The following is a 19,369-nucleotide window of genomic DNA, read 5'->3' as shown; positions in this document are numbered from 1 at the left end:
ACGCTTTAATCGTTGTTATTAAATAATAAAGGGCCGCTTAGCGGCCCTTGTGCAAAGAAGCGTAAACCCCTGGCTTCTCGGAACATTGGCCTATCTGCCTGCCGATAGCTTCGGGTAGAGTAAAGGGGTTAAGGGTTAATTTGACCCGCACGGCAACGCCTTGCGGTTAACGCATTTCATAAGGTATCTGGAATAATGAAAAAACTGTTAGTTGCCTGTTGTCTGCTTTCGGGATTCGCTTCCACCTCTGTGTTGGCCGACGCCGCGCAGGATCTGCAAAGTCGCCTGGCGAAAGTGAACAGTTTCCACGCTAGCTTCTCCCAAACTGTGACCAGCAGCGATGGTGCTGCCGTACAGCAGGGAGAAGGTGAACTTTGGGTGAAGCGCCCAAATCTGTTTAATTGGCACATGACCTCGCCAGACGAGAGCGTGTTGGTATCAGACGGGCAAACCCTGTGGTTCTACAACCCCTTTGTTGAACAAGTGACGGCAACCTGGTTGAAAAACGCCACGGGTAATACGCCGTTTATGCTGATCACCCGCAACAACGCCAATGACTGGAAACAGTACAACGTTAAGCAGAAAGGTGAAGATTTTGAACTTACGCCAAAAACCAGCAATGGCAACCTGAAACAGTTCGCTATTACCGTCACGAACAGCGGTACTATTCGCAGTTTTGCTGCGGTTGAGCAGGACGGCCAGCGTAGTTCTTATGCACTGAAAAGCCAGCAGAATGTTGCTGCTGATGCCAGCAAATTTAAATTTACCCCGCCGAAGGGGGTGACGCTGGACGACCAGCGCCAGTGAGGTCAGCGTGAGTAATATGTCGCTCGATTTTTCCCAGAACGAGTTCCAGCCGTTGGCCGCCCGCATGCGGCCGACAACGCTGGCACAGTATATCGGCCAACAGCACCTGTTGGCTGCCGGCAAGCCTCTGCCACGCGCTATCGAGGCAGGGCAACTGCATTCGATGATTCTGTGGGGGCCGCCGGGCACCGGGAAAACGACGCTGGCGGAATTGATTGGTCGTTACGGCCAAGCGGACGTCGAGCGGATTTCGGCCGTGACGTCCGGCATTAAAGAGATCCGTGAGGCGATCGAGCGTGCGCGCCAGAACCGTGACGCCGGTCGTCGCACTATCTTGTTTGTAGATGAAGTGCATCGTTTCAATAAAAGCCAGCAGGACGCCTTCCTGCCGCATATTGAAGACGGCACCATAACCTTTATCGGCGCAACCACCGAAAACCCGTCCTTTGAGCTGAACTCGGCGCTGTTGTCACGTGCTCGTGTGTATCTGTTGAAAGCACTAACTGCCGACGATATCAGCCAGGTGCTGGATCAGGCGATGCAAGACAACGGCCGGGGTTTTGGCGGCCAGAATATCGAACTGCCTGAAGAGACCCGCCGTATGCTGTCCGAGCTGGTGGGGGGGGACGCACGCCGGGCGTTGAACAGCCTGGAAATGATGGCCGATATGGCGGAAATTAACGCCAAAGGCATACGCGTGCTGACGCCGGAATTACTGAAAGAAGTCTCCGGTGAACGCAGTGCGCGTTTCGATAATAAAGGTGACCGTTATTACGATTTGATCTCGGCGCTGCATAAATCGGTACGCGGCTCGGCACCAGATGCTGCGCTGTATTGGTATGCGCGTATTATTACAGCCGGGGGCGATCCGCTGTATGTGGCGCGCCGGCTTCTGGCGATTGCTTCAGAAGATGTCGGCAATGCCGATCCGCGGGGTATGCAGGTGGCGATCGCCGCCTGGGACTGTTTCACGCGCGTCGGGCCGGCAGAAGGCGAGCGCGCTATTGCTCAGGCTATCGTCTATCTGGCTTGTGCACCAAAAAGCAACGCAGTTTATACCGCTTTTAAAGCGGCCATGCGTGACGCCAAAGAGATGGCCGACTACGACGTGCCGGAACATCTGCGCAATGCACCAACCAAATTGATGAAAGAAATGGGGTTGGGCGCGGAGTACCGCTACGCTCACGATGAGCCCAATGCTTATGCGGCGGGTGAAGACTATTTCCCACCCGAAATGGCCAAGACGCGTTACTATCATCCAACCTCACGGGGCCTGGAAGGTAAAATCGGCGAAAAGCTGGCATGGCTGGCTGAGCAGGATCAAAATAGCCAGACAAAACGCTACCGCTAGCGTTGCCGTTGCGGTAAGGTTAGCGGGTATCACTCTCCTTTATACGGCTTCAAATTCAGCCGAATAAAACAACAAATTTTCTTTCAATAACAATAAGCACAGGATTAGCATGCTCGATCCCAATCTGCTGCGTAATGAGCTAGACGCAGTCGCCGTCAAACTGGCTCGCCGAGGCTTTAAACTCGATCTGGATCTGCTGCGTTCTCAAGAAGAGCGCCGTAAAGTTCTGCAGGTAGAAACTGAAACACTGCAGGCCGAACGTAACTCCCGATCGAAATCCATCGGCGCGGCTAAAGCGCGCGGGGAAGACATTGAGCCGCTGCGTCGCGAAGTGAACGAACTGGGTGACAAGCTGGATTCTGCCAAGGCCGCCCTGGATCAGCTGCAGGCTGAAATCCGTGACTATGCGTTGGCGATCCCGAACTTGCCGGACGATGCTGTGCCAGTGGGTAAAGACGACAGCGATAACCAGGAAGTCAGCCGCTGGGGCGAACCGCGTCAGTACGATTTCCCGGTGCGCGATCATGTCGATCTTGGCGAAATGGCCGGTGGCCTGGACTTTGCCGCCGCAGTTAAATTGACGGGTTCCCGCTTTGTGGTGATGAAAGGGCAAATCGCCCGCATGCACCGTGCGTTATCCCAATTCATGCTGGATCTGCACACTGAACAGCACGGATACCTGGAAACTTACGTACCTTACTTGGTGAACCACGCAACCTTGTACGGTACCGGCCAGTTGCCGAAGTTTGGTGAAGACCTGTTCCACACCAAACCCCTGGAAGAAGAATCGGACAGCAGCAACTATGCGTTGATCCCAACAGCAGAAGTGCCGTTGACCAACCTGGTACGTGACGAGATCCTGGAAGAGGAATCTCTGCCGCTGAAGATGACCGCGCATACGCCATGTTTCCGTGCTGAAGCCGGTTCTTATGGCCGTGACACGCGTGGTTTGATCCGTATGCACCAGTTCGATAAGGTCGAGATGGTGCAGATCGTACGTCCAGAAGATTCAATGGCTACGCTGGAAGAACTGACCGGCCATGCAGAGAAAGTGCTGCAGTTGTTGAACCTGCCTTACCGTAAAATGTTGCTGTGTACCGGTGACATGGGCGCAGGTTCATGCAAAACCTACGATCTGGAAGTATGGCTGCCGGCGCAAAATACGTACCGTGAGATCTCCTCCTGCTCCAACATGTGGGATTATCAGGCGCGCCGTATGCAAGCGCGCTGCCGCAGCAAAACCGAGAAAAAGCCGCGTCTGGTGCACACGCTGAACGGTTCTGGTTTGGCTGTGGGTCGCACGCTGGTGGCGGTGCTGGAGAACTACCAGCAAGCTGATGGCCGCATTCAGGTGCCAGAAGTATTACGCCCATACATGGGTGGCCTGGAATATATCGGTTAATTAATTAGCCGCTGCATAAAAAGCGCCTACGGGCGCTTTTTTTATAAGAAAATTATTATCCCTTTGTTCGAAAGTCCTTTTTCTTTCATCTACTTCCCCCGCTTTATTGATAGCAGACAAAGTTCACTTACCACTTCTGAGTAATATCCACTCCTGGAGAAGGGTTTTTATACAAGCCTATTAACAGACATCGGATCTGTCTCCCTGCCCGTTGCCTTGAGTCAAAGGCATGACGTTTATCAATACCTGGGTAAAACGTGGAGTGAGTTATGTTGGAAAACAAAGTAAACGACCCAATGTCCGAAGGTGTCAGCCGTCGTACCTTGGTGAAGTCTGGCGGTATCCTTGGCTTGGCAATGGCAGTCGGGGGCATAGTATTACCTTTTAGCCGCCGTGCAATCGCCGACTCAATCAGTGAAAGCGTGCAAGAAGCCGCGCGCGACAAAGTGGTATGGGGGGCTTGTTCCGTTAACTGTGGCAGCCGCTGTGCCTTACGTTTGCATGTCCGCGATGATGAGGTGTACTGGGTCGAGACGGATAATACCGGCCTGGATGACTATGGAGACCATCAGGTTCGAGCCTGCTTGCGCGGACGATCTATTCGCCGTCGCATGAACCACCCGGATCGTTTGAATTATCCGATGAAACGCGTCGGAAAGCGTGGTGAAGGCAAGTTCAAACGCATCAGCTGGGACGAGGCGTATGATGCCATCGCTAACAACCTGAAGCGGATTGTCGAGCAATACGGTAACGAAGCGGTATACATCAATTACACCTCAGGCATTGTCGGCGGCAATATTACCCGTTCGTCACCCAATGCTTCGCTGGTTGCCCGCCTGATGAATTGTTATGGCGGTTACCTTGAGCAGTATGGGACTTACAGCACTGCGCAAATCGCCTGTGCGATGCCTTATACCTACGGCAGTAATGAAGGTAACAGCACTTCTGATATCGAAAACAGCAAGCTGGTGGTGATGTTCGGTAATAACCCGGCTGAAACGCGGATGAGCGGCGGCGGCATTACCTATTATCTGGAGCAGGCGCGTGAACGTTCTAATGCGCGAATGATCGTTATCGATCCACGTTATACCGATACGGCCGCCGGGCGTGAGGATGAGTGGATACCCATCCGGCCAGGTACGGATGCGGCATTGGTGGCTGGGCTGGCGCATGTCTTGATCGGCGAAGACTTGGTCGATCAACCCTTTCTTGATCGGTATTGCATTGGTTACGATGAGAAAACCTTACCCGCTGGCGCGCCAGTGAATGGGCACTATAAAGCCTATATTTTTGGTCAAGGCGAGGATGGCGTTGAAAAAACGCCGCAGTGGGCGGCAAAAATCACCGGTATTCCGGCAGATCGCATTATCAAACTGGCGCGGGAAATAGGCACCGCGAAACCGGCCTATATCTGTCAGGGATGGGGGCCGCAACGTCAGGCCAACGGTGAACTGAGTGCGCGGGCTATCGCGATGCTGCCAATATTGACCGGCAATGTCGGTATTAATGGCGGTAACAGTGGTGCACGTGAGTCGACCTATACCATCACCATTGAACGTATGCCGGTGTTGGCAAACCCGGTCAAAGCAAAAATTTCCTGCTTTAGCTGGACCGATGCCATAGTGCGTGGCCCTGAGATGACCGCCAAACGCGATGGGGTGCGTGGCCAGGACAAGTTGAACGTGCCGATCAAGTTTATCTGGAACTATGCCGGTAATACCATCACCAACCAGCATTCTGACATTAATAAAACCCACGATATTTTGCAGGATGACACCCAATGCGAAATGATTGTGGTGCTGGAAAACTTTATGACCTCGTCGGCCAAATATGCCGACATTCTGCTGCCCGATCTGATGACCGTCGAACAGGAAGACATTATTCCCAACGACTATGCCGGTAACATGGGGTATCTGATCTTTATTCAGCCTGCAACCACCGCCAAATTTGAGCGTAAGGGTATTTATGAGGTGCTGAGTGAGGTGGCACGCCGCTTGGGGCCAGAGGTACATCAGAGGTTCACTGAAGGGCGAACTCAGGCGCAATGGCTCCAACATTTGTACGCTAAAATGCAGGACCGGGATCCGCTGCTGCCGGGCTATGAAGCGTTGCGTGGTATGGGGATCTATAAGCGCAAAGATCCTAACGGCCATTTCGTGGCGTATAAAGAGTTCCGCCAGGACCCCGAAGCAAACCCATTAAAAACGCCGTCCGGCAAAATTGAAATCTACTCCGCCAGGCTAGCTGATATCGCCAGTAGCTGGCAGTTGGAAGAAGACGAAACCATCAGCCCATTGCCAATTTACGCTTCTACCTTTGAAGGTTGGGATGACCCTTTGCGTAAAACTTATCCCTTGCAAATGTTTGGCTTCCATTACAAAGCCCGCACCCACTCTTCCTACGGCAATATCGATGTTTTGCAGGCGGCCTGTCGTCAGGAAGTGTGGATCAATCCCCTTGATGCCCGATCGCGCGGGATAGCCGGTGGCGATAAGGTCCGGGTGTTCAACGGGCGTGGCGAGGTGCGTGTTGAAGCCAAGGTCACGCCACGGATCATGCCTGGTGTGGTTGCTATGGGGCAGGGAGCCTGGCATCAGGCCGATATGCTGGGCGATCGTATCGATCATGGCGCCTGTATGAACACCTTGACTACCCACCGGCCTTCGCCTTTGGCCAAGGGTAATCCGCAGCATACCAATCTTATTGACATCGAAAGAGTGTAAGGGGTAGCCAATGACTCAGCAATATGGATTCTTTATCGATTCAAGTCGTTGTACTGGCTGCAAAACCTGCGAACTGGCCTGCAAGGACTTTAAAAATCTGACGCCGGACGTCAGTTTCCGCCGCATCTATGAGTACGCCGGAGGGGAATGGCAGCAGGAGGGTGATGGCTGGCACCAGAACGTGTTTGCCTAGTATCTGTCGATTGCCTGCAACCATTGTGAAGATCCCGCCTGTACCAAAGTGTGCCCTACGGGGGCAATGCACAAGCGGGAGGACGGTTTTGTGGTAGTGAATGAAGAGGTATGCATTGGTTGTCGTTATTGCCATATGGCCTGTCCGTACGGTGCGCCGCAGTACAATGCCACCAAGGGCCATATGACCAAGTGCGATGGCTGTTATGAACGGGTGGCCGAAGGCCATAAACCTGTCTGCGTAGAGTCTTGTCCGTTGCGGGCCCTGGATTTTGGCCCGATTGAACAACTCAGGCAACAGCATGGCACCCTGGCCCAGGTGGCACCACTGCCGGCGGCGCATTTTACCCGCCCCTGCCTGGTGTTAAAACCTAATGCCAACAGTCGCCCAAGCGGTGACACCACGGGCTATTTGGCCAATCCAAAGGAGGTTTGATATGGGTATGGGATGGCATGAATGGCCGCTGATGTTGTTTACCGTATTGGGGCAATGTGTGGTGGGGGCGATTATCGTTATGGGGCTTACCGTGATTGGTGGCAATCTGAATGAACAGCAGAGCAGGGCCGTTCATCGTTCCCTGTTTTTCTTGTGGTTGCTGATGGGTATCGCTTTTGCCGCTTCCACACTGCATCTTGGTTCGCCGTTACGGGCATTTAACGCATTGAACCGCGTCGGTGCATCGGCGTTGAGTAACGAAATAGCCGCTGGCGCAGTGTTCTTCGCTGTTGGTGGTTGCTATTGGCTGTTGGCGATATTAGGTAAAATGCCGACGGCATTGGGCAAACTGTGGTTGTGGGTGACCATGGCACTGGGGGTTGTCTTTGTTTACGCTATGACAAAGGTGTATCAAATCGATACTGTGCCAACCTGGCATAACGGTTACACTACGCTGAACTTTTTCCTGACGTTGCTGATCGGGGGGCCGCTGCTGGGGGGCTTGTTACTGCGTGCGGCTGGGTTAGCGGTATCGGCCCGTTATTCATTGGCTATCCTTAGCGTGGTTGCGCTGCTGGTCAGCCTGAGTGCGGCGATGATGCAAGGCTATGAGCTGGCCAGCATCAATAGCTCGGTGCAGCAAGCATCAGCGCTGATCCCCCAATACGGTCAATTAATGGTTGTGCGTTTGGTCTTGGTGGTGCTGGGTTTAGGCTGCTGGATTTGCCCACTGTTACGCCGTGGCAACGCGAGCGTGATGGGAATGGCTATAGGTTTGATTTTGGTTATCGCCGGTGAGCTTCTCGGGCGGGGCGTGTTCTACGGCCTGCATATGACCGTTGGCATGGCGGTAGCCGGTTAATAGTGTAGTGAGGCGCAGTTCGCTGCGCCCTTAAAAGGATCCTTGATTTATGACGCTAGAAAATATCGCTTTAACGGGTCGGGTGCTGGGTGTGTTGTTGTATGCGCCGCCAGAAAGTGAAGACGGCCAACAGTTGTTGGCAACCCTGTCTGAATCTGAGTGGGTCAAAGAATGGCCGTATGGCGACGCTGAGCAGTTACAGAGCGCGGCTGCTCTGATAGCTACCGGGATTGAAGATCAGCAGGACGAGTCTTTGGCAGAGGCTTACCAACGCCTGTTTGTTGGCCCAGACACCTTACCCGCACCTTTATGGGGCTCGGTCTATCTGGACAAAGAAAACGTACTGTTTGGGAATTCAACTTTGCGTCTGCGCCGCTGGTTGCGGTCGAATGGTATTGAAGCACAGCATGATCGTAATGAACCCGAAGATCATATTGGCACCTTGTTGATGATGGTGGCCTGGTTGGCTGAAGAACGGCAGGGTGGTTTGGTCGAGCAGTTGCTGACAAAGCATGTGCTGCCTTGGGCGCCACGCTACCTGGAATTGCTGCAAGCCAATGCAGGACATCCATTCTACTTAGGGTTGGCGCAGTTGGCGCAAATTACCCTGAGTGGCTGGGGTAAAGAATGTTCAGCCGAAGTGGAGCCATTAGAGCTGCATTTCTGATAGAAAATGAACAGCCGGCAGGTGCGCGATGTCGGCTGTTCATCGCAGGATATAGGGTGAGTTCCTGTCAGTTTAGTGTGATAGAGCTAGCTCATAGGCCTGCCTGACATACTCTGCCAGCGGTTTCTCATCGATATCGGCAACCGAGTAAAGCTTGATATGACGGCGATACTTGCCATTGCCTTCGAGCATGCGGTGGGGATCCTCGAGCAGATAGCCATTGCCGAACTCTACCGAGACATGGCTACTATAGGTAAATACGCCGCAGAAAAACGTCGTATTAGAAAACATAATGCCACCGTATTTGACGGATTCGCAGACGTTGTCGCCCATAGCCGTGACAACCTGGCGAACGCGTTCAACAATGGCCAAAAGCTCGCCGTGAGTGCTGCCAATATCACTCAGCAATGCGGTGACGGCCGCTTCTGTTTTACCTTCCATCATAAACCTTCCTTGCAGCGAATTTTATCCGTAACCAGCATAGCGTTTTTTGCACTGTGTTGCGCCTGTCTGTCCGACAAACACAAATTGTGCGGTGGATACATAAGTGCCGATTGACTTTTTTATCGCCAGTGTCATGATGCGCGCACTCTCATTGCGCGTTCGGTTTCAATCTCACTATGTCCGCATATTCTCGCCCAGTGCTCCTGCTGCTCTGTGGTCTGTTGTTGCTTACGGTTTCTATTGCCGTTTTGAATACGTTAGTTCCTCTTTGGTTAACTCATGCTCAATTGTCAACCTGGCAGGTGGGAATGGTGAGTTCCTCTTATTTTACCGGCAACCTGGTTGGCACATTGATTGCGGGTAAACTGATCCAGCGCATTGGTTTTACTCGCAGTTATCATCTTGCCTGTGTGGTGTTCGCTGTGGCGACTGCCGGTATGGCATTATCTCTCGATTTCTGGAGCTGGATGGGCTGGCGTTTCTTCGCGGGTGTCGGCTGCGCCTGGATTTGGGTGATTGTGGAAAGTGCACTGCTGCGCAGCGGTAATCTGTCCAACCGTGGCCAACTGCTGGCGGCCTATATGATGGTTTATTACCTGGGTACGGTGGTAGGCCAATTGCTCTTGAGTATGGTGTCGACGGAATTGCTGAACGTGGTACCGTGGGTGGTTGCGATTGTGATCAGCGCCATGTTGCCGATGTTGTTTGCCCGAGTGAACAGCCAACATGACGAACCGCAGCAGGCAGCGGTATGGCCGATGTTGAAACGCCGTAGTGCGCGGCTGGGCATCAATGGCTGCATTATTTCCGGTATTGTACTTGGTTCGCTGTACGGTTTGATGCCGTTGTATTTATCTCATCAGGGCATGAGCGACGCGAATGTCGGCTATTGGATGGCATTGCTGGTCAGTTCCGGCATCGTCGGTCAATGGCCGGTCGGTCGATTGGCCGATCGCTATGGCCGTCTGCTGGTCCTGCGTATCCAGGTGTTTGTTGTGATCCTCGCAAGTATGGCAATGTTGGGTAACTATGCCATGGCACCGGCATTGTTCATCCTCGGCTGTGCTGGGTTCACTCTGTATCCGGTGGCCATGTCCTGGGCATGTGAGAAAGCGATGCCGCATGAGTTGGTCGCGATGAATCAGGCCTTGTTGATGAGCTACACCATCGGCAGCCTGTTGGGGCCGTCCATGACGGCACTGCTAATGCAGAACTATTCTGATCGGGTGTTGTTCGTGATGATTGCCGCCGTGGCGTTGGTGTATCTGGTGATGCTGTTGAGAAAGCAAAAGCCGGATCGTCATCACACGCCGTTCGCCGCTGCCTGAGGACAAAAAAACCGGCGAGTACGCCGGTTTTTTTCGAGTGAAAGCGGATCAGTAAATGACTTTATGGCCGTAGCTTTCAAGAATGCCTTTCACGCGCTCCATGGTTTCCGCTTTTGGCGGATGGACGCCATCCAGCTTGTACTCTTCACCCATTGCAACCCACTTGTGCTTGCCCAGTTCGTGGTAAGGCAGAAGCTCAATTTTCTCGATATTCGTCATGTCTTTGGTGAATTCACCCAGCAGATGTGAAGACTTATCATCATCTGACCAGCCCGGCACGACCACATAGCGGATCCAGGTGCGTTGATTACGCTTCGCCAGATAGCGGGCGAATTCCAGCGTGCGGTGGTTGGAAACGCCTACCAGATTTTGGTGAATGTCGTCGTTCATTTGTTTGAGATCCAACATCACCAGATCGGTAGCATCCAGCAGTTCGTCAATCACCGGATCATAACGACGTACAAAACCGTTGGTGTCCAGACAGGTATTGATCCCTTCTTTATGGCAGGCACGGAACCAGTCGCGGACGAACTCGGCTTGTAGAATGGCCTCACCGCCGGAAGCCGTGACGCCGCCGCCGGAGGCGTTCATAAAGTGGCGGTAAGAGACGGCATCTTTCATCAGCTCTTCCACTGTCACTTCTTTTCCGCCGTGGGTATCCCAGGTGTCGCGGTTATGGCAATACAGGCAGCGCATCAGGCAGCCCTGGAAGAAAACGATAAAGCGGATCCCTGGACCGTCTACGGTGCCACAGGATTCGAAGGAGTGGATGCGACCTGTCACTGACATTGCGGGGTTTTCTCCAATATTGACTGTCAAACGCAGTCTAAAAATAGGCTCATAACCGCCAGCCAGGGATCAGCGATGCAGCAAGCGGGCAGAGCCCGACGACTGGGGTGGAACGATTCCTGTTGGCCGGTTCTTATGCCGGATAACTGTTTTGCCGGATATCCATCGAGTATAGCTATCTGGCAAAACAGACTCACGCTGAGTCAGGGAAAGGTATTTGCTAAAAAGGCCGGAAAGATCCGGCCCCGGGTTTCAGCTTAACCACCGAGCGGGAAACCCCGCCCGGATGGGGCAATTACATCGACTGAGTGAAAGTACGGGTAATTACGTCTTGCTGTTGTTCTTTGGTCAGCGAGTTGAAGCGAACGGCATAACCGGATACGCGAATGGTCAGCTGAGGATACTTCTCAGGGTTTTCCATTGCGTCCAGCAGCATTTCACGGTTCATCACGTTAACGTTCAGGTGCTGGCCGCCTTCAATAGACGCTTCGTGATGGAAGTAACCGTCCATCAGACCTGCCAGGTTAGCTTTACGTACATCGTCGTCTTTACCCAGCGCGTTTGGCACGATGGAGAAGGTGTAGGAGATCCCGTCCTTCGCATAGGCAAACGGCAGTTTGGCTACGGAGGTCAAGGAGGCTACAGCACCTTTTTGGTCACGCCCGTGCATTGGGTTAGCACCTGGACCGAATGGAGCGCCAGCGCGGCGACCATCTGGGGTGTTACCGGTTTTCTTGCCGTAAACCACGTTAGACGTGATGGTCAGTACTGACTGAGTCGCTACTGCATTACGGTAGGTGCGCAGTTTCTGAATTTTCTTCATGAAACGTTCCACCAGGTCACAAGCGATGTCATCAACGCGGGCATCGTTGTTACCGAACTGCGGGTATTCACCTTCAATTTTGAAGTCTACGGCCAGGCCGTCTTCATCACGGATCGTAGAGACTTTAGCGTACTTGATAGCAGACAGGGAGTCAGCTGCAACCGACAGACCGGCGATGCCACAGGCCATGGTGCGATAAACGTCACGGTCATGCAGCGCCATCAGTGCAGCTTCATAGCTGTACTTGTCGTGCATGTAGTGAATGATGTTCAGCGCGGTCACGTACTGCTTGGCCAGCCAATCCATAAAGTGGTCCATGCGTTCCATGACTTTGTCATAGTCCAGCACGGTATCCATCATTGGTGCTTCTTTCGGGCCTACCTGCATTTTCAGTTTTTCATCAACGCCGCCGTTGATCGCGTACAACATGGTTTTCGCCAGGTTGGCACGTGCGCCGAAGAACTGCATTTGTTTGCCGACGATCATCGGGCTAACGCAACAGGCGATGGCATAGTCATCGTTGTTGAAGTCAGGACGCATCAGGTCGTCATTTTCATACTGTACGGAAGAGGTGTCGATAGACACTTTCGCCGCGTATTTTTTGAAGTTCAGTGGCAGCTTTTCAGACCACAGGATGGTCATGTTCGGTTCCGGAGACGGCCCCATGGTGTACAGGGTGTTCAGGAAGCGGAAGCTGTTCTTGGTTACCAGAGTACGGCCGTCAACGCCCATACCTGCCAAGGATTCGGTCGCCCAGATTGGGTCGCCAGAGAACAGTTCATCATATTCAGGGGTACGCAGGAAACGCACCATACGCAGTTTCATCACCAGATGGTCAATCAGTTCCTGAGCTTGTTCTTCGTTCAGTTTGCCCGCGTCGATGTCGCGTTGGATGAACACGTCAAGGAAGGTAGACACACGGCCGAAGGACATTGCGGCACCGTTCTGGGATTTTACTGCGGCCAGGTAGCCGAAGTAGGTCCACTGTACGGCTTCTTGTGCGTTGGTCGCAGGGCCTGAGATATCGTAGCCATATTTAGCAGCCATTTCTTTAATCTGGCCCAGAGCGCGGTGCTGTTCAGCAATTTCTTCACGCAGCTGGATGGTCATTTCCAGATCTTCGCCGTTTTCCAGTTTAGCCTGCAGTGATTTGAACTGGTTCAGCTTGTCGGCCATCAGGAAATCGATGCCGTACAGCGCTACGCGGCGATAGTCACCGATGATACGGCCACGGCCGTAAGCATCTGGCAGACCGGTCAGAACGCCAGATTTACGGCAGTTCAGAATGTCTTTGGTGTAAACGTCGAACACACCCTGGTTATGGGTTTTACGGTATTCGGTAAAGACTTTTTTCAGCTGTGGGTCCAGTTCGCGGCCATAAACCTTACAAGAACCTTCCACCATTTTGATGCCGCCAAATGGGATCAGCGCGCGTTTCAGAGGGGCGTCAGTCTGCAAACCTACGATGGTTTCCAGTTCTTTCGCGATGTAGCCAGCGTCGTGGGAAGTGATTGTCGCTGCAACATTGGTGTCGAAATCAACTGGCGCATGGGTGCGGTTTTCCAGTTTGATCCCTTCCATAACCTTTTCCCACAAGGTGGAGGTGGCCTGAGTTGCGCCAGCCAGGAAGGATTCATCACCCTCGTAAGGAGTGTAGTTTTTCTGGATGAAGTCACGCACGTTGACTTCATTCTGCCAGTCACCTTTGCTGAAACCTTCCCAAGCTTTGGCTAACTTCTCGTTAAGTTCGGTCATTATACACCTACCTTTAATTGTGGATTTCTAACTCGGCACGCGGTAACTAACAGCTTAGTGCTGTTGTTCACCACCGCGCAGATAAATTACCCAGTAAGTCAACCCAACCAGTAAGCCGCCGCCAATGATGTTGCCTATGGTGACAGGGATCAGATTGTCGATGATAAAGTTGCTTACGGTCAGATGAGCGAATTGCTCGGGTGTTGCCCCTACGGCTTGCCAGAACTCTGGCGTGGCGAAGTTTTTAACCACGATACCCATAGGGATCATAAACATGTTTGCGATGCTGTGTTCGAAGCCGCTGGCGACAAACATACCCACCGGTAGGATCATGGCGAACATTTTGTCCATCAGGCTGCGGCCGGAGTAGCTCATCCACACCGCCAGGCAGACCATCAGGTTAGCCAGAATGCCCAGGCAAACGGCTTCAACAAAGGTGTGATGCAGCTTGTGATCGGCGGTTTGCAGGACGTTCAGGCCCCATTGACCATTGGCGACCATGTGTTCGCCAGAGAACCAGATGAGCGCGACAAAGAACAGTGCGCCAATCAGGTTACCGATATAGACGTTCAGCCAATTTGCACCCAGTTGGTACCAGTTGATGCGGCCGCTGGCCTTGGCGATAACAATCAGCACGGTGGACGTGAACAGGTCTGCGCCTGAAACCACCACCAGCATTAACCCCAGAGAGAAACAGATGCCGCCGACCAGTTTTGCCAAGCCGAAAGGCACACCGGCAGTGCCGGTAGTCGCAGTGATATAAAATACGAATGCGATAGAAATAAAGACACCGGCAGTGATCGCCAAATAAAATGTTTTCAGCGGATGTTTGGTGGCTTTATACACACCTGCATCCTCAGCGATTTTCGCTGTTGCTGCAGGTAATATCAGATCGAAGGGGTTGTCAGCTTTCACACTAACTCTCGCTTTTAAGGGTTAAAACAACGCAATGAGATACTAGCAAAGCAGTATAGGGTAAAAATTGATTTGGATCATAAGGCGAGAAACTAAAGCGGTCAAAAACCGGATAATTCGCAGGGTTTATTTGGTTATATAATTGATTTTAAACAAAAAACATTTTTTTAATGTTTATAAAAAATTTTGAATTCTAGGCTGGAACAGCACCGTTGAGGTTAAATTTTCATGCGTTTTGTCACTTTATGGCGGCGAAGGTTTAATTATCGGTTAATTATTATTTCACCGACGCGTAACAATTGCCGTTTTATTTATCTTGTTTGCCGATAAGTGCGTAATGGGTTGAAAAAAATAAAAGGAAAAGCCGGCTATTTAACCGTCAAAATAAGGTTTTACTCTTTTTTGAAAGGGCATCGATAGAGTGGGAAAGAGCGCGGTTTTGTGTCGCGCCGGCAAGGGAGTGCCGGCGCGCAGAAACTGAGATTATGCCTGAGCCCAATAACGGCGCTTGGCGTTCTGCAGTTTTTCGTAGGCCGCCAACAGCGCCTGATGAGCAGGTAAGGCTTTCAAATCGCTGTCGACAGCGAACAGACCGTTAAAGCGCTCTTCGCCGCTGATAGCTGCTGAGGCAGCATCTACCGCCTCCTGACCATACATCTTCACGAAGGCCGTGTAATACTGTGCAGGATCGCGGTCAGGTTCTTGCGTCAGTAGCAGCAAGGTTTGCAGGCAACGGTAGTAGTTGCTGCGTTCCGGGCTCAATACAGAAGCGTTGAAATCCTGTGTCCACTCGGCCCAAATCAGTGCCTGGTCCATGTCGCCGCCCGCCAGAGCCAGCATTGACTTCAGCTCGCCAACGCGCAGGGTATACCAGGCGTTATCTTTGCCAGAGGCAATCCCAAGCAACTCGCGCACGCGCGTGAAGTCGTCCAAACCTTCATCGTCCAGGCGCTCAATCAGCGCCAGGTATTCCTGTGGCTCCCACTCACTGCCTGGCAGTGCCAGTAGGGTATCGCGCAGGTGTGCACCCATGCTGTTGTTGGCCAGCAGAAGGTCTTCCGCAGGATAGATGTCGGACATGCCCGGCACGATGATACGGCAGGCGTAAACATCCAGGTGCTCGTAGTCAGCGATGTACACTTCAGCACCTTCTTTGTCGAAGATACTCATCAGGGTTGCGAACTCTTCCTGCGTGCTGCCGCTGAAGCTCCAGTCGACAAACGGATAATCTGCATCCTGTTTGAACATGTCCCAAGAGATTAAACCACTGGAATCGATAAAGTGGGTTTCCAGATTGGTGTGTTCTGCCACTTCTTCGTCGTCGAAGGTTGGCGCGGTGAACACGTCCAGATCTTTCAGGCTGCGGCCTTGCAGCAGTTCCGTGACGGTACGTTCAAGTGCAACGCCAAAATCAGGGTGGGCACCGAATGACGCAAAACAGGTACCGTTAGCTGGGTTGAACAGCACGACGCAAATTACCGGGTAGTTACCGCCCAGAGAGGCATCATAAGACAGGATCGGGAATCCTTCTTCTTCCAGCTTGGCAATGGCTTCCACCACGCCCGGATAGCGGTTCAGGACCTCGGCCGGGATCTCCGGCAGGCTGATGGATTCGGCAATAATGCGGTTTTTCACATAGCGTTCGAACACTTCAGACAAGCCCTGTACCCGGGCTTCGTTAGCGGTGTTGCCGGCTGACATGCCATTGGACACGTACAGGTTACCGATGATGTTCATCGGGATATAAACGGTTTGCTGATCTGATTGACGTGCGAAAGGCAGCGCACAGATGCCGCGATCGCCGTTGCCAGATTGCAGATCGATCAGATCGCTGGCGTTAACATCTTGATCCGGGTTATAGAACGCATGCAGGCGCTCGTCGAGAATGCCGGCTGGCAGCGAGTCATCGGCTGGGATCGGGAACCATTTCTCGTTCGGGTAATGCACGAAATCGCCTTCGGCAATCTGTTTGCCCAGGTAGAAGTCGGCGAAGAAGTAATTGGTAGAGAGGCGTTCAAAGTATTCGCCCAAAGCCGAAGCCAACGCCGCTTTTTTGCTGGCGCCTTTACCGTTGGTGAAGCACAACGGGCAATCACGATCGCGGATGTGAACGGACCATACGTGTGGAACCGGGTTCAGCCATGAGGCTTCTTCGATGTTAAAACCCAGATCGCTTAATTTTTGTTGGAAACGGGCGATAGAGTCTTCCAGCGCAGCGTCTTTGCCAGGGATAAAAGTTTGCGTCATTGTCTTCACTTTTTGAGCGTACTAAAAACGCGCAATGATACGGGGTTTTGCGCTCAAGCTCCATGTATTCCTAAAGCGATGGCAAAGTCACAGTTTTTTTGTGGATAAGGACCATAATTCAGCGAGTTATCTATCATGGAGAAACCCAATGAAATCAGTGAAACTCAGTGTTGTGGCGCTACTGTTGGCAGGCGCAAGCGGTTCTGCGCTGGCATTGCCAAATATCACCCTGCTGGCAACTGGCGGTACCATTGCCGGCGGTGGCGACTCTGCCACCAAATCGAATTACACGGCGGGTAAGCTGGGTGTGGATGCTTTGGTGAATGCCGTACCGGAGCTGAAAAACCTCGCCAATGTGCAGGGGGAGCAGGTAGTGAACATCGGTTCACAGGACATGAATGATGAGGTGTGGTTGACGCTGGCGAAGAAAATCAACGCCGACTGTGCCAAGACCGATGGTTTTGTCATTACTCATGGCACAGACACGCTGGAAGAAACCGCCTATTTTCTGGATCTGACCGTCAAATGCGATAAGCCCGTCGTGATTGTTGGCGCAATGCGCCCTGCAACGGCAATGAGTGCCGACGGCCCGTTCAATTTGTATAACGCAGTAGTCACAGCGGCAGATCCGCAATCTGCTAAACGTGGGGTGCTGGTAGCGATGAACGACAGCGTTCTGGATGCCCGCGATGTGACCAAAACCAATACCACTTCGGTACAGACTTTCCAGTCACCTAACTATGGTCCGCTTGGCTATATCCATAACGGCAAGGTCGACTACCAGCGTTCACCGCAGCGTAAGCACACGACAGAAACCCCGTTTGACGTGTCCAGCCTGACCACACTGCCTAAAGTCGGCATTATCTATAATTACGCCAATGCTTCTGATGCACCCGCCAAGGCGTTGATTGCCGAAGGCTATCAGGGGATCGTCAGCGCGGGGGTGGGTAACGGTAACCTGTACAAGACGGTGTTCGACACGTTGGCAACGGCTGCACATAACGGTGTTGCGGTGGTACGTTCTTCGAGAGTGCCTACGGGCTCCACGACGGAAGACGCCGAAGTGGATGACACCAAGCTTGGCTTTGTCGCCGCTGGCACGTTGAACCCGCAGAAGGCGCGGATCCTGCTGCAATTGGCACTGACGCAGACGAAAGACCCAAAACAGATCCAGCAGATGTTCAATCAATATTGAGTTGAATGCATTTTCTTCATTCGGGGGCCTGTGTGCCCCCTAGCTATGTCGGCTGAATACAGCATAAAAAACCGCGTTAACCCACTGAATTAGCCACTGTCGCAGCGTTTTATTGCAGAAAACGCCGGTCATTTGGCAGAGCCTGTTATTGCCGAGGGGGAGGGTTTCCCCGCGTCGGGCGAATAACCATTGCAGGCGGGGGGCGCGAGTGATAAAACCGATGGGATAGTTCGGGCGTATTTCGGTAGGCCAGTATCATTGGCGAATAGTGAATGTGGTGAGGGGAAATGACTCAGGTTTATAATTTTAGCTCTGGTCCGGCCATGCTGCCGGTTGAAGTATTGCGTCGTGCGGAACAGGAATTGTGCAACTGGCATGGTCTTGGCACCTCCGTGATGGAAATCAGCCATCGCAGCAAAGAGTTTATCGAAGTTGCCCAGCAGTCCGAGCAGGACCTGCGCGATCTGCTGAAAATCCCCTCCAACTATAAAGTGCTGTTCTGCCACGGCGGTGCCCGTGCGCAATTTGCCGCGCTGCCGATGAACCTGTTGGGTGATAAAACCACTGCCGATTATATTGACGGTGGCTACTGGGCACACAGTGCCATTACCGAAGCGCAAAAATACTGCACACCAAACACCATTGACGTAAAAACGTCTGTTGACGGCCTGCTCGGCATCAAACCGATGAAAGAGTGGCAGTTAAGCGACGATGCGGCCTACGTGCACTATTGCCCGAATGAAACCATCGACGGCGTGGCGATCGATGAGGTTCCTGACTTCGGTGCTGATAAAGTGGTGATCGGTGATTACTCATCCACCATTTTATCTGGTCCACTGGACGTTAGCCGTTTTGGCGTGATTTACGCCGGCGCGCAAAAAAATATCGGCCCAGCAGGCCTGACGCTGGTGATCGTGCGTGAAGATCTACTGGGTAAGGCGCGCCGTGAAGTACCATCGATTCTCGACTACACCGTGCTGGCCGAGAACGACTCCATGTTTAATACTCCGCCGACCTTTGCCTGGTACCTGTCTGGCTTGGTGTTCAAATGGTTAAAAGAGCAGGGCGGTTTGGTGGAAATGCACAAACGCAACCAGGCCAAAGCCGAGTTGCTGTATGCAACCATTGATAACTCCGATTTCTACCGCAGTCGCGTGGCTCTCGCCAACCGTTCCTGGATGAACGTGCCGTTCCAGTTGGCTGACTCTGCGTTGGATAAAGTGTTCCTCAGTGAAGCTGAGGCCATTGGCCTGCAGGCGCTGAAAGGGCACCGAGTGGTTGGCGGTATGCGTGCTTCCATTTACAATGCAATGCCGCTGGCCGGCGTGCAGACATTAACCGACTTTATGGCTGACTTCGAACGTCGTCACGGTTAAGCTCGGTTGCCTGCTATGAGCGGGTAGCCTTCGCTGTTGTCCTTTTGCGTTAAAGCG

General features: G+C 52.7%; 14 protein-coding genes and 1 pseudogene. 10 read left to right on the top strand and 5 right to left on the bottom strand.

Features of this window, described 5'->3' with window-relative positions:
- Nucleotides 1-195 precede the first annotated feature (195 nt).
- The 7 genes and pseudogenes from lolA (at nucleotide 196) to dmsD (ending at nucleotide 8,440) form a co-directional block, all read left to right on the top strand.
- Nucleotides 196-807, top strand: a complete 612-nt coding sequence (lolA, locus tag AC2FC2_RS00505; protein WP_490658521.1) for an outer membrane lipoprotein periplasmic chaperone LolA — start codon at nucleotides 196-198, stop codon at nucleotides 805-807.
- Nucleotides 808-814: 7 nt separating this feature from the next.
- Nucleotides 815-2,158, top strand: a complete 1,344-nt coding sequence (locus AC2FC2_RS00500) for a replication-associated recombination protein A (RefSeq protein WP_209632550.1) — start codon at nucleotides 815-817, stop codon at nucleotides 2,156-2,158.
- Between the two features lie 109 nt (nucleotides 2,159-2,267).
- Nucleotides 2,268-3,560 carry a serine--tRNA ligase gene (serS, locus tag AC2FC2_RS00495; protein ID WP_209632551.1) on the top strand — a complete coding sequence of 431 codons (1,293 nt, stop codon included), beginning with the start codon at nucleotides 2,268-2,270 and terminating at the stop codon, nucleotides 3,558-3,560.
- Nucleotides 3,561-3,829: 269 nt separating this feature from the next.
- Entirely contained in the window at nucleotides 3,830-6,283 is a 2,454-nt protein-coding gene (ynfE, locus tag AC2FC2_RS00490) for a selenate/tellurate reductase subunit YnfE (RefSeq protein ID WP_490658520.1), read from the top strand.
- Nucleotides 6,284-6,293: 10 nt separating this feature from the next.
- A pseudogene (locus AC2FC2_RS00485) lies at nucleotides 6,294-6,911 on the top strand (DMSO/selenate family reductase complex B subunit).
- A gap of 1 nt (nucleotide 6,912) precedes the next feature.
- Complete coding sequence (locus tag AC2FC2_RS00480; RefSeq protein WP_490658519.1) at nucleotides 6,913-7,773, top strand: DmsC/YnfH family molybdoenzyme membrane anchor subunit; 861 nt, start codon at nucleotides 6,913-6,915, stop codon at nucleotides 7,771-7,773.
- A 49-nt stretch (nucleotides 7,774-7,822) separates the two neighbouring features.
- A complete protein-coding gene (gene dmsD / locus AC2FC2_RS00475; protein ID WP_209632556.1) occupies nucleotides 7,823-8,440 on the top strand; it encodes a Tat proofreading chaperone DmsD in 618 nt (205 codons plus the stop codon).
- A 72-nt stretch (nucleotides 8,441-8,512) separates the two neighbouring features.
- On the opposite strand, the gene AC2FC2_RS00470 is transcribed toward dmsD, so the two are convergent.
- Entirely contained in the window at nucleotides 8,513-8,881 is a 369-nt protein-coding gene (locus AC2FC2_RS00470; protein WP_265555350.1) for a DUF1801 domain-containing protein, read from the bottom strand.
- Nucleotides 8,882-9,060: 179 nt separating this feature from the next.
- Here AC2FC2_RS00470 and AC2FC2_RS00465 point away from each other — a divergent pair, with 179 nt between their 5' ends.
- Nucleotides 9,061-10,212 (top strand): MFS transporter, encoded by a 1,152-nt coding sequence (locus tag AC2FC2_RS00465; protein WP_209632557.1) that lies wholly within the window; start codon nucleotides 9,061-9,063, stop codon nucleotides 10,210-10,212.
- 48 nt (nucleotides 10,213-10,260) lie between these two features.
- On the opposite strand, the gene pflA is transcribed toward AC2FC2_RS00465, so the two are convergent.
- From pflA to ycaO, 4 genes are all read right to left on the bottom strand, one after another.
- Nucleotides 10,261-11,001: a pyruvate formate lyase 1-activating protein gene (pflA, locus tag AC2FC2_RS00460; RefSeq protein WP_209632558.1), complete on the bottom strand. Its 741-nt coding sequence runs from the start codon at nucleotides 10,999-11,001 to the stop codon at nucleotides 10,261-10,263.
- A 295-nt stretch (nucleotides 11,002-11,296) separates the two neighbouring features.
- Nucleotides 11,297-13,579, bottom strand: coding sequence for a formate C-acetyltransferase (gene pflB / locus AC2FC2_RS00455; RefSeq protein ID WP_209632559.1), 2,283 nt, complete (start codon nucleotides 13,577-13,579; stop codon nucleotides 11,297-11,299).
- A 54-nt stretch (nucleotides 13,580-13,633) separates the two neighbouring features.
- On the bottom strand, nucleotides 13,634-14,494 hold the full coding sequence (focA, locus tag AC2FC2_RS00450) for a formate transporter FocA (protein WP_209632560.1): 861 nt from the start codon (nucleotides 14,492-14,494) through the stop codon (nucleotides 13,634-13,636).
- A gap of 483 nt (nucleotides 14,495-14,977) precedes the next feature.
- Nucleotides 14,978-16,741 (bottom strand): 30S ribosomal protein S12 methylthiotransferase accessory factor YcaO, encoded by a 1,764-nt coding sequence (gene ycaO / locus AC2FC2_RS00445; protein WP_490308739.1) that lies wholly within the window; start codon nucleotides 16,739-16,741, stop codon nucleotides 14,978-14,980.
- Between the two features lie 148 nt (nucleotides 16,742-16,889).
- On the opposite strand from ycaO, the gene ansB reads away from it, so the two are divergent.
- Nucleotides 16,890-17,936, top strand: a complete 1,047-nt coding sequence (gene ansB / locus AC2FC2_RS00440; RefSeq protein WP_404759944.1) for an L-asparaginase 2 — start codon at nucleotides 16,890-16,892, stop codon at nucleotides 17,934-17,936.
- Nucleotides 17,937-18,223: 287 nt separating this feature from the next.
- Entirely contained in the window at nucleotides 18,224-19,312 is a 1,089-nt protein-coding gene (gene serC, locus AC2FC2_RS00435; protein ID WP_209632563.1) for a 3-phosphoserine/phosphohydroxythreonine transaminase, read from the top strand.
- Nucleotides 19,313-19,369 lie beyond the last annotated feature (57 nt).

Source organism: Serratia sp. CoH_122_TC_1, assembly GCF_058191755.1.
The sequence above is the reverse complement of the archived record's forward strand: the minus strand, read 5'-3'. Positions and strand labels throughout refer to the sequence as shown.

Bases quoted from the DNA above. Each gene is read 5' to 3' on its own strand.
- serS (WP_209632551.1), top strand. From the start codon at position 2,268: ATGCTCGATCCCAATCTGCTGCGTAATGAGCTAGACGCAGTCGCCGTC.
- lolA (WP_490658521.1), top strand. From the start codon at position 196: ATGAAAAAACTGTTAGTTGCCTGTTGTCTGCTTTCGGGATTCGCTTCC.
- dmsD (WP_209632556.1), top strand. From the start codon at position 7,823: ATGACGCTAGAAAATATCGCTTTAACGGGTCGGGTGCTGGGTGTGTTG.
- serC (WP_209632563.1), top strand. From the start codon at position 18,224: ATGACTCAGGTTTATAATTTTAGCTCTGGTCCGGCCATGCTGCCGGTT.
- AC2FC2_RS00465 (WP_209632557.1), top strand. From the start codon at position 9,061: ATGTCCGCATATTCTCGCCCAGTGCTCCTGCTGCTCTGTGGTCTGTTG.
- ansB (WP_404759944.1), top strand. From the start codon at position 16,890: ATGAAATCAGTGAAACTCAGTGTTGTGGCGCTACTGTTGGCAGGCGCA.
- AC2FC2_RS00480 (WP_490658519.1), top strand. From the start codon at position 6,913: ATGGGTATGGGATGGCATGAATGGCCGCTGATGTTGTTTACCGTATTG.
- ycaO (WP_490308739.1), bottom strand. From the start codon at position 16,741: ATGACGCAAACTTTTATCCCTGGCAAAGACGCTGCGCTGGAAGACTCT.
- AC2FC2_RS00470 (WP_265555350.1), bottom strand. From the start codon at position 8,881: ATGGAAGGTAAAACAGAAGCGGCCGTCACCGCATTGCTGAGTGATATT.
- pflB (WP_209632559.1), bottom strand. From the start codon at position 13,579: ATGACCGAACTTAACGAGAAGTTAGCCAAAGCTTGGGAAGGTTTCAGC.
- ynfE (WP_490658520.1), top strand. From the start codon at position 3,830: ATGTTGGAAAACAAAGTAAACGACCCAATGTCCGAAGGTGTCAGCCGT.
- pflA (WP_209632558.1), bottom strand. From the start codon at position 11,001: ATGTCAGTGACAGGTCGCATCCACTCCTTCGAATCCTGTGGCACCGTA.